At 54.6% G+C, this 13647-nt stretch carries 8 protein-coding genes; all 8 read left to right on the top strand.

What is annotated here, in order from left to right; translation table 11 throughout:
• The first annotated feature begins 42 nt into the window (after positions 1-42).
• A complete protein-coding gene (locus tag WN16_RS22800) occupies positions 43-513 on the top strand; it encodes a prepilin peptidase-dependent protein (protein WP_044699770.1) in 471 nt (156 codons plus the stop codon).
• Entirely contained in the window at positions 504-1067 is a 564-nt protein-coding gene (locus WN16_RS22795; RefSeq protein ID WP_044699768.1) for a prepilin peptidase-dependent protein, read from the top strand. Before WN16_RS22800 ends, WN16_RS22795 begins: the two co-directional genes overlap by 10 nt.
• The gene (locus WN16_RS22790; RefSeq protein ID WP_044699765.1) at positions 1064-1471 is read left to right on the top strand and encodes a DUF2509 family protein; all 408 of its coding nucleotides are present in this window, start codon (positions 1064-1066) and stop codon (positions 1469-1471) included. Before WN16_RS22795 ends, WN16_RS22790 begins: the two co-directional genes overlap by 4 nt.
• Positions 1456-1779 (top strand): prepilin-type N-terminal cleavage/methylation domain-containing protein, encoded by a 324-nt coding sequence (locus WN16_RS22785; RefSeq protein ID WP_003846470.1) that lies wholly within the window; start codon positions 1456-1458, stop codon positions 1777-1779. Before WN16_RS22790 ends, WN16_RS22785 begins: the two co-directional genes overlap by 16 nt.
• Before the next feature lie 12 nt (positions 1780-1791).
• Entirely contained in the window at positions 1792-5160 is a 3369-nt protein-coding gene (gene recC, locus WN16_RS22780) for an exodeoxyribonuclease V subunit gamma (protein ID WP_103790842.1), read from the top strand.
• 179 nt (positions 5161-5339) lie between these two features.
• A complete protein-coding gene (gene ptrA / locus WN16_RS22775) occupies positions 5340-8228 on the top strand; it encodes a pitrilysin (RefSeq protein ID WP_044699762.1) in 2889 nt (962 codons plus the stop codon).
• Entirely contained in the window at positions 8221-11766 is a 3546-nt protein-coding gene (gene recB, locus WN16_RS22770) for an exodeoxyribonuclease V subunit beta (protein WP_044699761.1), read from the top strand. Before ptrA ends, recB begins: the two co-directional genes overlap by 8 nt.
• Positions 11763-13592, top strand: a complete 1830-nt coding sequence (recD, locus tag WN16_RS22765) for an exodeoxyribonuclease V subunit alpha (RefSeq protein ID WP_032937466.1) — start codon at positions 11763-11765, stop codon at positions 13590-13592. Before recB ends, recD begins: the two co-directional genes overlap by 4 nt.
• The last annotated feature ends 55 nt before the right edge of the window (positions 13593-13647 follow it).

Below are 13647 nucleotides of genomic sequence, written 5' to 3'. Positions count from 1 at the left end.
TTTCCCGCTCGTTATTCATTTTCCTCACGCCATACTGGCGACATGAAAAAACAACAAGGTTACACGCTTCTCGAAACCCTGATTGCGATGCTGATCGTCGCGGCGCTTGGTGCATCTGGGCTGTATAGTTGGCAGCGCTGGCAGCAGCAACAGCAGCTGTGGCAGACCGCCTGCCAGGTGCGGGACTACCTGCTGCAACTGCGTGAAGATGCTAACTGGCGCAATCGTGATCACGTCATCAACGTGCTCCGCGAAGGGGGGACATGGTGTCTGGCAAGCTCAGCGACATCACAAGCTTCGTGTCAGCCTGTTTCACCGTTGATATTTGCGCCACTCTGGGCTGATGTCGAAATGGCAGATATCACGCCTTCACTGGCTTTTTTTGGACTGCGCAATACGGCATGGGCCGGACATATACGCCTGAAAAATGCGGCAGGGGAATGGCGCGTGGTGGTGTCTGGCTGGGGGCGAATCAGGCTTTGTGAGCGCGATGAGGCCAGATTATGTCAGTAAACGAACGGGGATTTTCACTGCTGGAGGTGCTCATTGCCATGGCGATTAGCAGTATTTTATTACTTAGTTCAGCACGATTTTTACCGGTGCTACAGCGAGAGATTCTGCGTAACACGCGCCAGTTAGCGCTGGAAGATGAAATATGGCAGCGGGCCTACACCGTGGCGAAGCATCTTCAACGGGCGGGATATTGCCGGGGAAACTGTGTCGGAGAGGGACTGGTGATATCGGCTAAGGGGGATTGTGTCATTGCACGCTGGGATGCCAACGGCAACGGCGTTTGGGAGAGCAGTTCCGCGAAAGAGGCTGATGCTATCGGGTTTCGTTTACAGGATAAGGTATTGGAAAACCTGCGTGGAGCCACCGGCTGCACTGGAAAAGGATGGGAGAAAATGACCGATCAGACTACCATCCAGATTCAGGCATTCCAGGTTGAACGGCTGAATTTTAGCGGATATTCCCCGCTTCTTACGCTGCGTTTGCGTGGAGTGAGCAATGACGAACCACAAAAAGTTGTTGAAGCGGTCTACAGCGTTACGGGATTCAACCTGTGAACCGTGAGCGAGGCGTATCCTCTCTGGCAATGGTCCTGTTGCTGCTGGTGCTCGGTAGTCTGCTGCTGCAAGGCGTTAGCAGACAGGAGGCTAGTTTTGCTGCGCGTGTGGCCACACAAAGTCAGGCGCTGCAGCGTCAGGCGGTAGTGCAATCCGCGATGGAATGGGGGCGTATACAACCCTGGCGCTTACAACCCGTCGTACAGTGTCGGCGCGATCCCACGCAGAATGCCGCGGTTTGCCTGCGCCTGCTTACCAATAATTTCGTGCTGCTAATCGCCCACTATGAAGGAGTATTTTTATGGCGTCAGGGGGCGGTTATTGATGGCAACATAGAATTCTCGGCGCATGGCTGGAGCGATTTTTGTCCGCTTAAGGAGCAGACGTTATGCCAGATCCCCTGAACAGTCAGCGTGGCTTTAGTCTGCCGGAAGTTATGCTGGCAATGGTACTGATGATCATGATTGTGACCGCGTTGTCAGGATACCAGCGGGTGCTAATGAACAGCTTTATTATCAGAAACCAGTATCAACAACTCTGGCGTCACGCCTGGCAGCAAAGCCAGCTGTACCAGTTTTCATCGCCTGTGAACTGGCAGGTTAACCGAATGCAGACAACGAGAGCGGGATGTGTCAGCATCAACGTCATAATTTCTTCACCCCTCGGCAGGCAGGGTCAGATGACGCGTCTGCATTGCCCGAATCGTCAGTAGTCAGGAGTCGCTATGTTAAGGGTCTACCACTCCAACCGTCTGGATGTGCTGGAAGCGTTAATAGAGTTTATCGTTGAGCGCGAGCGGCTGGACGACCCCTTTGAACCTGAGATGATCCTGGTTCAAAGTACCGGTATGGCGCAGTGGTTACAAATGACTCTTGCACAGAAGTTTAGTATTGCCGCCAATATCGATTTTCCGCTGCCCGCGAGTTTTATCTGGGATATGTTTGTGCGCGTGCTGCCGGATATCCCGAAAGAGAGCGCGTTCAGCAAACAGAGCATGAGCTGGAAGTTGATGACGCTGTTGCCGCAATTACTGGATGGCGATGACTTTGCATTGCTGCGCCACTATCTGACGGACGACACCGATAAACGTAAGCTTTTTCAGCTTTCCTCGCGCGCGGCTGACCTTTTCGACCAGTATTTAGTCTACCGCCCTGACTGGTTGACCCAGTGGGAAGCGGGGCGACTGGTTGAGGGACTCGGCGAGTCTCAGGCCTGGCAGGCACCGTTGTGGAAAGCGCTGGTGGAATACACCGCGGAGTTGGGCCAGCCGCGTTGGCATCGTGCCAATTTATACCAACGATTTATTCAGACGTTGGAAAACGCGTCCGAGTGCCCGCAGGGACTGCCTTCTCGCGTCTTTATTTGCGGCATTTCGGCGCTGCCGCCGGTTTATTTGCAGGCATTGCAAGCGCTGGGTAAGCACATCGATATTCATCTGCTGTTTACCAACCCTTGTCGCTACTACTGGGGAGATATTAAAGATCCTGCCTGGCTGGCGAAGCTGATGGCGCGTCAGCGTCGGCACAGCTTTGAAGAACGGCACCTGCCGCTGTTTCGTGATAACCAGAAAGCCGAAGGATTATTTAACAGCGATGGCGAACAGGATGTGGGCAACCCGATGCTGGCCTCGTGGGGCAAGCTGGGGCGTGATTACATTTATTTGCTTTCGGAGCTGGAAAATAGTCAGGAATTGGATGCGTTTGTCGACATTACGCCTGACAATCTTTTGCATAATATTCAATCGGATATTCTGGAACTCGAAAGTCATGCCGTGGCGGGCGTCACGCTGGAAGAATATTCCCGTAGTGACAATAAACGCCGGCTTGATCTGAACGATACCAGCGTGACTTTCCATGTCTGCCATAGCCCACAGCGCGAGGTGGAAATTCTGCATGATCGGCTGTTGGCCATGCTGGAAGCGGACCCAACGCTGACGCCGCGCGATATTATCGTGATGGTGGCGGACATCGATAGCTACAGCCCATTCATTCAGTCGGTCTTTGGCAGTGCACCAGCCGAGCGTTACTTACCTTATGCGATTTCCGACCGTCGGGCACGCCAGTCTCATCCCGTCTTACAGGCTTTTATTAGTCTGCTGTCTCTACCGGATAGCCGTTTTGTCTCAGAGGATGTCCTGGCGTTACTGGATGTCCCCGTGCTGGCGGCGCGTTTCAACATTGATGAAGAAGGGTTGCGCTATCTTCGCTTATGGGTCAATGAATCCGGGATTCGTTGGGGAATTGACGACGATAACGTGCGTGAACTGGAACTTCCGCCTACAGGTCAGCATACCTGGCAATTTGGTTTAACGCGTATGCTGCTCGGTTACGCGATGGAAAGCGCGCAGGGCGAGTGGCAATCGGTATTGCCTTACGATGAGTCCAGCGGTTTGATTGCCGAGCTGGTAGGACATCTGGCCTCGTTGCTGATGCAGCTTAATCTCTGGCGTAGAGGGTTAGCGCAGGAACGACCGCTGGAAGAGTGGCTACCTGTTTGTCGGGAAATGCTTAATGATTTCTTCCTGCCGGACGCGGATACCGAAGCGGCGATGACGCTGATTGAACAGCAGTGGCAGGCTATTATCACTGAAGGTTTAGGGGCCGAGTACGGCGATGCTATACCGCTCTCTCTGTTACGTGATGAGCTGGCCCAGCGTCTTGATCAGGAACGCATCAGCCAGCGCTTCCTGGCGGGTCCCGTTAACATTTGTACGCTGATGCCGATGCGCTCCATTCCGTTCAAAGTGGTGTGCCTGCTGGGTATGAACGATGGCGTTTATCCACGCCAGCTTGCGCCGCTGGGCTTTGATTTAATGAGTCAAAAACCGATGCGGGGCGATCGCAGCCGTCGTGATGATGACCGCTATCTGTTCCTCGAAGCATTGATTTCAGCACAGCAGACGCTCTACATCAGCTACATTGGCCGCTCGATCCAGGATAACAGCGAGCGCTTTCCGTCGGTGCTGGTGCAAGAACTGATGGACTACATTGGGCAAAGCCATTATCTGCCGGGTGACGAATTGTTGACCTGCGATCAAAGCGAGACAAGGGTAAAAGCGCACATTACCCGTTTGCATACCCGGATGCCCTTTGATGCGCAAAACTATCTACCAGGCGAACAGCAAAGCTATGCCCGGGAATGGCTACCTGCGGCGAGCCTGTCAGGAAAAGCGCACACGGATTTTGTGCAGCCTCTTCCTTTTGAAATGCCAGAAACGCTAACGCTGGAAACACTGCGGCGATTTTGGGCACATCCGGTACGCGCCTTTTTCCAGATGCGTCTGAGGGTCAACTTCCGCTCTGAAGAGAGTGAGATCCCGGACACGGAGCCTTTCACCCTTGAAGGATTAACCCGCTATCAGCTTAATCAGCAATTGCTTAATACACTGGTTGAAGAGAACGACGCTGAACGACTGTTTCGTCGTTTTCGTGCGGCGGGCACGCTACCCTATGGGCCGTTTGGCGAAATTCTGTGGGATACGCAGCGTCAGGAGATGCAGTCGCTGGCTGAGCGTATTATCGCCTGTCGTCAGCCCTGTCAGAGCATGGAAATCGATCTTAACTGTAACGGCGTACAAATCACCGGTTGGTTGCCGCAGGTACAAGAGGACAGTTTGTTGCGCTGGCGCCCATCTTTGATCAGCATTGCGCAGGGTGTGCAACTTTGGCTGGAACATCTTGTCTATTGTGCGAGTGGCGGTACGGGAGAGAGCCGATTATTCCTGCGTAAAGACGGGGAATGGCGTTTTCCGCCGCTGGATGCAGAACAGGCGTTGCTGTATCTGTCGCAACTCATTGAGGGGTATCGGAAAGGCATGTCGTCACCATTGCTGGTATTGCCCGAAAGCGGCGGTGCATGGATAAAAACCTGTTATGACGCCGCAAATGATGCCATGTTAGATGACGATGCAACGTTGCAAAAAGCGCGCAGTAAGTTTCTGCAAGCCTATGAAGGAAACATGATAGTACGTGGCGAAGGTGATGATATCTGGTATCAGCGTCTTTGGCGTCAACTGGATGCTGATACGCTGGAGACTATTGTTTTACAGTCTCAACGCTACCTGTTACCGATTTTTCGCTTCAATCAGTCATGATGGCTGTATAAAAATTGCGCAATTCGATAGCTTCCACTATGATGCGCATTCTGTCACGGACTGATTCTTACAAAGAGAAGATGCTGGCTCGTTCAGCACATAGTCTTGCCCTGTTCAGACCATGTATTTATGCGTGGTTTGTAGTGAACAGGTGAATACGTTAATGATGAGGTTTGTGAATGCCCCGCAGCACCTGGTTCAGCGCATTACTGTTGTTCGTCGCCCTTTGGGTTCCCGTAAGTCAGGCAGATACCGGTTGGCAGCCTTTAGCTGAAACCATCCGTAAAAGCGATAAAGATACCCGTCAGTATCAGGCCGTGCGCCTTGATAACGGCATGGTTGTGCTGCTGGTATCCGATCCTCAGGCCGTGAAATCCCTTTCTGCACTGGTAGTCCCCGTGGGCTCGCTGGAAGATCCGGACGATCATCAGGGGCTGGCACACTATCTCGAACACATGTGCCTGATGGGCTCGAAAAAATACCCGCAGCCGGACAGCCTGGCTGAATTTCTGAAAATGCACGGCGGTAGCCACAATGCCAGCACTGCGCCTTATCGTACGGCCTTCTATCTTGAAGTCGAAAACGACGCGTTGGTGGGGGCGGTGGATCGCCTGGCGGATGCTATTGCCGATCCATTGTTGGATAAAAAATATGCCGACCGTGAGCGTAACGCGGTTAACTCCGAGCTGACGCTGGCGCGTACCCGAGACGGGATGCGTATGGCGCAGGTGAGCGCTGAGACTATCAACCCGGCGCACCCTGGCTCGCGTTTCTCTGGCGGGAATCTAGAGACATTAAGCGACAAACCGGGCAACCCGGTGGTACAGGCGTTACAAAAATTTCATGAAAAGTACTACTCCGCGAACCTGATGAAGGCGGTGATTTATAGCAATAAACCGCTGCCAGAGCTGGCGCGGATAGCGGCTGACACCTTTGGGCGCGTGCCGAACAGAAATATCGAAAAGCCTGAAATTACCGTACCGGTCGTCACTGATGCGCAAAAGGGCATCATCATCCACTATGTTCCGGCAATGCCGCGTAAAGTATTGCGCGTCGAGTTTCGTATCGATAACAACAGCGCGCAGTTCCGCAGTAAAACCGATGAGCTGGTGACCTACCTGATTGGCAATCGTAGTCCGGGCACATTGTCTGACTGGCTGCAAAAGCAGGGCTTGGTTGAAGGTATTCGCGCAGACTCCGATCCGGTGGTCAACGGGAACAGCGGCGTGTTAGCCATTTCCGCGACGTTAACCGACAAGGGGCTGGCAAATCGCGATGAAGTTGTCGCGGCAATCTTTAGCTACCTCAATTTGTTACGCGAGAAAGGCGTCGATAAACGCTATTTTGACGAGCTGGCGCATGTGCTGGATCTCGATTTCCGTTATCCCTCCATCACCCGTGATATGGACTACGTGGAATGGCTGGCTGATACCATGATCCGCGTTCCCGTCGAGCATACGCTGGATGCGGTGAATATTGCTGACCAGTACGATGCGAAAGCTGTTGAGCAACGTCTGGCAATGATGACGCCGCAGAATGCACGTATCTGGTATATCAGCGCGAAAGAGCCGCATAATAAAACCGCTTATTTTGTCGATGCGCCTTACCAGGTGGATAAAATCAGCGACAAAACCTTTGCCGACTGGCAGCAAAAAGCACAGGGCATTGCGCTGTCGTTACCGGAGGTGAACCCCTACATTCCGGATGATTTCACGCTGATTAAGACGGATAAAAAATACGCTCATCCGGAGCTGATTGTTGATGAGCCGGATTTACGCGTGGTGTATGCCCCGAGCCGGTATTTTGCCAGCGAGCCGAAGGCTGACGTCAGCGTGATCCTGCGTAACCCGAAAGCCATGGACAGCGCCCGCAACCAGGTCTTATTCGCACTTAACGATTACCTGGCGGGGATTGCGCTCGATCAGTTAAGTAACCAGGCATCGGTAGGTGGAATTGGTTTCTCTACCAACGCTAACAATGGGTTGATGCTTAACGCCAACGGCTACACCCAACGTTTGCCGCAGCTTTTTCAGGCGCTGCTGAGCGGCTATTTCAGCTATACCTCAACGGATGAACAACTGGAACAGGCGAAATCCTGGTATGCCCAGATGATGGATTCCGCAGAAAAGGGTAAAGCCTACGATCAGGCTATTATGCCGGTGCAGATGCTTTCTCAGGTGCCTTATTTTTCACGTGATGAGCGCCGTCAGTTGCTGCCTTCCATCACCCTGAAAGAGGTGATGACCTACCGCGACGCCTTAAAAACCGGTGCGCGACCTGAATTCCTGGTCATTGGTAATATGAGCGAAGCTCAGACAACGAGCATGGCGCGGGATATCCAAAAACAGCTTGGTGCGAACGGGTCACAGTGGTGTCGCAACAAAGATGTGGTTGTGGACAAGAAGCAGTCCGTCATCTTTGAAAAAGCAGGCAGCAGCACGGATTCAGCACTGGCGGCGGTATTTGTGCCAACCGGATACGATGAATACGCCAGTTCAGCCTACAGCGCCATGTTGGGGCAGATTGTTCAGCCGTGGTTCTACAATCAACTGCGTACTGAAGAACAGTTAGGTTACGCCGTATTTGCTTTCCCGATGAGCGTTGGCCGTCAGTGGGGAATGGGGTTCCTGCTGCAAAGCAGTGATAAGCAGCCGTCTTACCTCTGGGGGCGTTATAAAGCGTTCTTCCCGACGGCGGAAGCGAAGCTGCGGGCGATGAAACCTGAAGAGTTCGCGCAAATTCAGCAGGCGATTATTGCGCAAATGCTGCAGGCGCCGCAAACGCTGGGGGCAGAAGCCTCACAGTTAAGCAAAGATTTTGATCGCGGCAATATGCGCTTCGATTCACGTGATAAAATAGTGGCTCAGATTAAACTGCTGACGCCGCAAAAACTTGCCGACTTCTTCCATCAGGCGGTGGTTGAGCCGCAAGGCATGGCGATATTGTCACAGGTTTCCGGCAGTCAGAACGGGCAAGCAGAATATGTGCACCCGGAAGGCTGGAAAGTGTGGCAGACCGTCAGCGCGTTGCAGCAAACCTTACCCCTGATGAGTGATAAGAATGAATGATGCCGCTGAGTCCCTTGATCCACTGCGTTTGCCCCTGACGGGCGAGCGTCTGATTGAAGCCTCTGCGGGCACCGGTAAAACCTTTACCATCGCCGCCCTGTATTTACGTTTACTGCTTGGACTGGGCGGCTCTGCCGCCTTTCCTCGTCCTCTGACCGTCGAAGAACTGCTGGTAGTCACCTTCACTGAGGCGGCTACCGAAGAGTTGCGCGGTCGAATTCGTAGCAACATTCATGAACTGCGAATTGCCTGCCTGCGTGAAACCACCGACAACCCGCTATATGCCCGTTTGTTAGATGAAATTGCCGATAAAAAACAGGCTGCTCAGTGGCTGTTATTGGCTGAAAGACAGATGGATGAAGCGGCGGTGTTTACCATCCACGGTTTTTGTCAGCGTATGCTCAGCCTTAACGCCTTTGAGTCTGGCATGCTGTTCGAACAGCAGCTGATAGAGGATGAATCGCTGCTGCGCTATCAGGCCTGCGCGGACTTCTGGCGTCGGCACTGCTACCCGTTGCCCCGCGACATTGCGCAGGTGGTTTTTGAAACGTGGAAAGGACCGCAGGCGCTGCTGAGAGATATCGATCGCTATCTGCAAGGGGAAGCACCGGTTATCAAGGCTCCTCCGCCCGATGACGAAACGCTGGCCTCCCGGCATGAACAAATTCTTGCACGCATTAACCAGATCAAGCAGCAATGGCGTGATTCTGTTGATGAGCTGGATGGTCTGCTGGAAGCTTCCGGGATCGATCGGCGTAAATTTAATCGCGCTAACCAGGGTAAGTGGATCGAAAAGATCAGCGCATGGGCGCAGGAAGAAACCCAAAGCTATCAGCTGCCTGATGCGCTGGAGAAATTCTCCCAGCGCTTTTTAGAAGAGCGAACCAAAGCGGGCGGCGTAACGCCTCAGCACCCGCTTTTCGTCGCTATTGATGGACTGCTTAGTGAACCGTTAACCCTGCGCGATCTGGTGATCACCCGGGCGCTGGCGGAGATCCGCGCGGCGGTTGCCGAGGAGAAACGCCGCCGCGGCGAGCTGGGTTTTGACGATATGCTCAGCCGTCTTGATGCGGCGTTGCGCAGTGAAAGCGGCGATGCGCTGGCGACGGCTATTCGTACCCGTTTTCCGGTTGCCATGATCGATGAATTTCAGGATACCGATCCGCAGCAGTACCGTATTTTTCGCCGGATCTGGCAGCATCAGCCGGATACCGCACTTCTGCTGATTGGCGATCCAAAACAGGCGATTTACGCGTTTCGCGGCGCGGATATCTTCACCTATATTAAGGCGCGCAGCGAAGTCAGCGCACACTATACGCTTGATACCAACTGGCGTTCGGCCCCCGGCATGGTCAATAGTGTGAATACGCTTTTCAGCCAGATGGACGACGCCTTTATGTTCCGCGAAATCCCCTTCAGCCCGGTAAAATTCGCAGAAAAAAACCAGTCGCTTCAGTTTGTTTTACACGGTGAAACGCAGCCAGCCATGAGTATGTGGCTGATGGAAGGGGAAAGCTGTGGCGTCGGCGACTATCAGAACTACATGGCGCAGGTGTGCGCCACGCAAATTCGCGACTGGCTTAAGGCAGGGCATTCTGGCGCTGCGCAACTGGTCAGTGGCAAAGCATCCAGCCCGGTACGCGCGTCGGACATCAGCGTACTGGTTCGTAGCCGCCAGGAAGCGGCGCTGGTCCGTGATGCGCTGACCCAACTGGCAATTCCCTCCGTCTACCTCTCTAACCGTGACAGCGTATTTGAAACGCTGGAAGCGCAGGAGTTGCTGTGGGTGCTGCAGGCGGTGATGACACCGGAACGTGAGAACACGTTGCGTAGCGCGCTGGCGACCTCGATGATGGGGATGAATGCGCAGGATCTTGATGCGTTAAATAACGACGAAAATGCCTGGGATGCGGTAGTCGAAGAGTTCGATGGTTATCGTCAGATCTGGCATAAACGCGGCGTGATGCCGATGCTGCGCGCGCTGATGGCTGCCCGCCAGATTGCGGAGAACCTGCTGGCGACGGCGGGGGGCGAACGTCGACTGACTGACATTTTACATATCAGCGAACTGTTGCAGGAAGCGGGCTCGCAGCTGGAAAGCGAGCATGCGCTGGTGCGCTGGTTGTCCCAGCATATTCTTGAACCCGACAGCAATGCGTCCAGTCAGCAGCTCAGGCTCGAAAGCGACAAGCATTTGGTTAAAATCGTCACCATCCATAAATCGAAAGGGCTGGAATATCCGCTGGTCTGGCTGCCATTTATCACCAATTTCCGCGTCCAGGATCAGGCTTTCTACCACGATCGCAGCTCCTTTGAAGCGGTGCTGGATCTCAGCGATGCCGAGGAGAGCGTTGAGCTGGCAGAAGCGGAACGTCTGGCGGAAGACCTGCGTTTGCTGTATGTCGCGCTAACCCGTTCGGTATGGCACTGCAGCCTTGGCGTTGCGCCGTTGGTACGACGTCGGGGCGATAAAAAAGGGGATACCGATGTGCATCAGAGCGCCCTTGGTCGCCTGTTACAAAAAGGTGAGCCGATGGATGCCGCGGGTCTGCGTGGCGCGATTGAAGCGCTTTGCAGCAACGATATTGCCTGCCAGACTCCCGGGCAGCCTGACGGCGAACCCTGGCAGGTTGCGCAGTCTGTTAGCAGTGAACTGAGTGCAAAAATACTGCGGCGTACGCCCGGCGATAGCTGGCGCGTGACCAGTTATTCCGGTCTGCAACAGCGTGGACATGGTATCGCGCAGGATCTGATCCCACGACTGGATATCGATGCCGCAGGCGTCGGTGAGGTTATTGAAGAATCAGGACTCACACCGCATCAGTTCCCGCGCGGCGCTTCGCCGGGTACGTTCTTGCATAGCCTGTTTGAAAATCTCGATTTTACGCAACCGGTGGATCCGCATTGGGTCGAGGAGAAACTGGCGTTGGGCGGTTATGACGCGCACTGGACGCCGGTTTTGGCCCAATGGCTGGACGCCATTTTGCAGGCGCCTCTCAACGAGACGGGCGTGAGTTTGAGCCAGCTTTCCGCGCGAGAAAAACAGGTGGAGATGGAGTTTTATCTGCCGATTTCGCAGCCGCTGATGGCCAGCCAACTTGATGCGTTGATTCGTCAGTACGATCCGCTCTCGGCGGGGTGCCCTGCGTTGGACTTTATGCAGGTGCGCGGCATGCTAAAAGGCTTTATTGACCTGGTATTCCGCCATCAGGGGCGCTATTACCTGCTCGATTACAAATCGAACTGGCTGGGTGAAGACAGCTCCGCCTATACGCAGCAGGCGATGGCCTCTGCCATGCAGGCGCATCGCTACGACCTGCAGTATCAACTTTATACCCTGGCGCTGCATCGCTACTTGCGCCATCGCATTGCTGATTACGATTATGAACGCCATTTTGGCGGAGTTATCTATCTCTTCCTGCGTGGCGTTGACCGTGAAAATCCGCAGCAGGGAATTTATGCGACCCGACCTGACGGAGAGTTGATCGCTTTGATGGACGAGTTGTTTGCCGGTGTGCCGCTGGAGGAGATGTCATGACAATCCAGAAACGATTACTGGAAGCCGTTGAGCAAAAGCAACTCCGCCCTCTGGATGCCCAGTTCGCGCTGGCGGTTGCCGGAAATGATAACCCTGCCGTTGCGCTGGCAGCGGCGTTGCTCAGCCGTGAAGCAGGAGAAGGGCACGTCTGCTTACCGCTTTCGCGTCTATCCCGAAGTGAGGACGCCCATCCTCTGTTAAGCGCCTGGCTCGCTGAAGCGGGAGAGCCCGAAGACTGGGCGGAATGCCTGCTGGCCTCCGGGGCGGTAAGCCGTGGCGAGCAGCCCACACCGCTGGTGCTGTACGGCGATCGTTTGTATCTGAACCGGATGTGGCATAACGAACGCGCGGTGGCGCGCTTTTTCGGTGAAGTTAACTACGCCATTGAGGTGGATGAACAACGGCTGACCCACACGCTGGCAGCGCTGTTTCCGCCCGTTGAAGGCGTTAACTGGCAAAAAGTGGCCGCTGCTGTCGCGCTCACCCGGCGTATATCGGTGATCTCCGGCGGGCCGGGGACCGGAAAAACAACAACGGTGGCGAGGCTTCTGGCGGCGTTGATTCAGATGGCGGACGGTGAACGCTGTCGTATTCGTCTGGCGGCGCCCACGGGAAAAGCAGCAGCACGTCTGACCGCCTCGCTGGGCGCGGCGCTGCGAGAACTGCCGCTGACTGATGAGCAAAAGAAACGCATTCCCGATGATGCCAGTACGTTGCACCGCTTATTGGGCGCTCAGCCTGGTAGCCAACGCTTGCGGCATCATGCAGGAAACCCGCTGCATCTTGACGTGCTGGTAGTGGATGAAGCCTCGATGATCGATTTGCCGATGATGTCGCGCCTTATCGATGCGCTACCGCCACACGGGCGGGTGATTTTTCTGGGCGATCGCGACCAGCTTGCTTCTGTTGAAGCGGGGGCGGTGCTGGGGGATATCTGTGCTTTCGTCGGTGATGGTTTTACCCCGGAGCGTGCCCGCCAGCTTAGTCGCCTGACTGAAACCACTATTCCGGCTGGTTCGGGAACTCAGGCGGCTGCTCTGCGCGACAGTTTGTGCCTGCTGCAAAAGAGCTACCGTTTCGGTAGCGATTCCGGAATCGGTCAGTTGGCTGCGGCGATTAATCGTGGTGACAAAGCCGCGATAAAAACGGTCTTCCAGCAGGGATTTAGCGACATCGAAAAACGCGCTCTGCACAGCAGCGAAGATTACGCTGCGATGCTGGAGGAAGCGCTGGCGGGTTATGGTCACTATCTGGATTTACTGCGCGAGCGCGCCGAGCCGGATGCTGTCATTCAGGCCTTCAATGAGTATCAGCTATTGTGTGCCCTGCGGGAAGGTCCGTTTGGCGTGGGTGGTTTGAATGAACGCATTGAGCAGGTGATGGTGCAAAAACGCAAAATTCACCGTTCGACGCATAGCCGCTGGTATGAGGGAAGGCCAGTGATGATCGCGCGCAATGACAGTTCGCTGGGATTATTTAACGGTGATATTGGCATTGCCCTGGATCGTGGGCAGGGTCTGAGGGTGTGGTTTGCGCTGCCGGACGGTTCTATCAAATCGGTTCAGCCCAGCCGCTTGCCTGAACATGAAACCACCTGGGCAATGACGGTGCATAAATCGCAGGGATCTGAGTTTGACCACGCGGCGTTGATTTTACCCAACCAGCATTCACCTGTGGTGACTCGCGAACTGGTCTATACCGCCGTTACCCGCGCGCGCCGTCGTTTGTCGCTGTATGCCGATGAGCGGATATTGAGTGGCGCCATTGCCACCCGAACCGAACGCCGCAGCGGATTGTCGGCGTTGTTTAATGATGGCATGATGTAGGCCGGACAAGCGATAGCGTCGCCATCCGGCTGTGTGCCTGATGGCGACGCTATCG

Source organism: Citrobacter sp. ABFQG (assembly GCF_004322975.1).
Classification (GTDB): Bacteria; Pseudomonadota; Gammaproteobacteria; order Enterobacterales; family Enterobacteriaceae; genus Citrobacter; species Citrobacter freundii.
This window is presented reverse-complemented; position numbering and strand designations above follow the sequence as displayed.

Bases quoted from the DNA above. Each gene is read 5' to 3' on its own strand.
- recD (WP_032937466.1), top strand. From the start codon at position 11,763: ATGACAATCCAGAAACGATTACTGGAAGCCGTTGAGCAAAAGCAACTC.
- recC (WP_103790842.1), top strand. From the start codon at position 1,792: ATGTTAAGGGTCTACCACTCCAACCGTCTGGATGTGCTGGAAGCGTTA.
- WN16_RS22795 (WP_044699768.1), top strand. From the start codon at position 504: ATGTCAGTAAACGAACGGGGATTTTCACTGCTGGAGGTGCTCATTGCC.
- WN16_RS22785 (WP_003846470.1), top strand. From the start codon at position 1,456: ATGCCAGATCCCCTGAACAGTCAGCGTGGCTTTAGTCTGCCGGAAGTT.
- recB (WP_044699761.1), top strand. From the start codon at position 8,221: ATGAATGATGCCGCTGAGTCCCTTGATCCACTGCGTTTGCCCCTGACG.
- ptrA (WP_044699762.1), top strand. From the start codon at position 5,340: ATGCCCCGCAGCACCTGGTTCAGCGCATTACTGTTGTTCGTCGCCCTT.
- WN16_RS22800 (WP_044699770.1), top strand. From the start codon at position 43: ATGAAAAAACAACAAGGTTACACGCTTCTCGAAACCCTGATTGCGATG.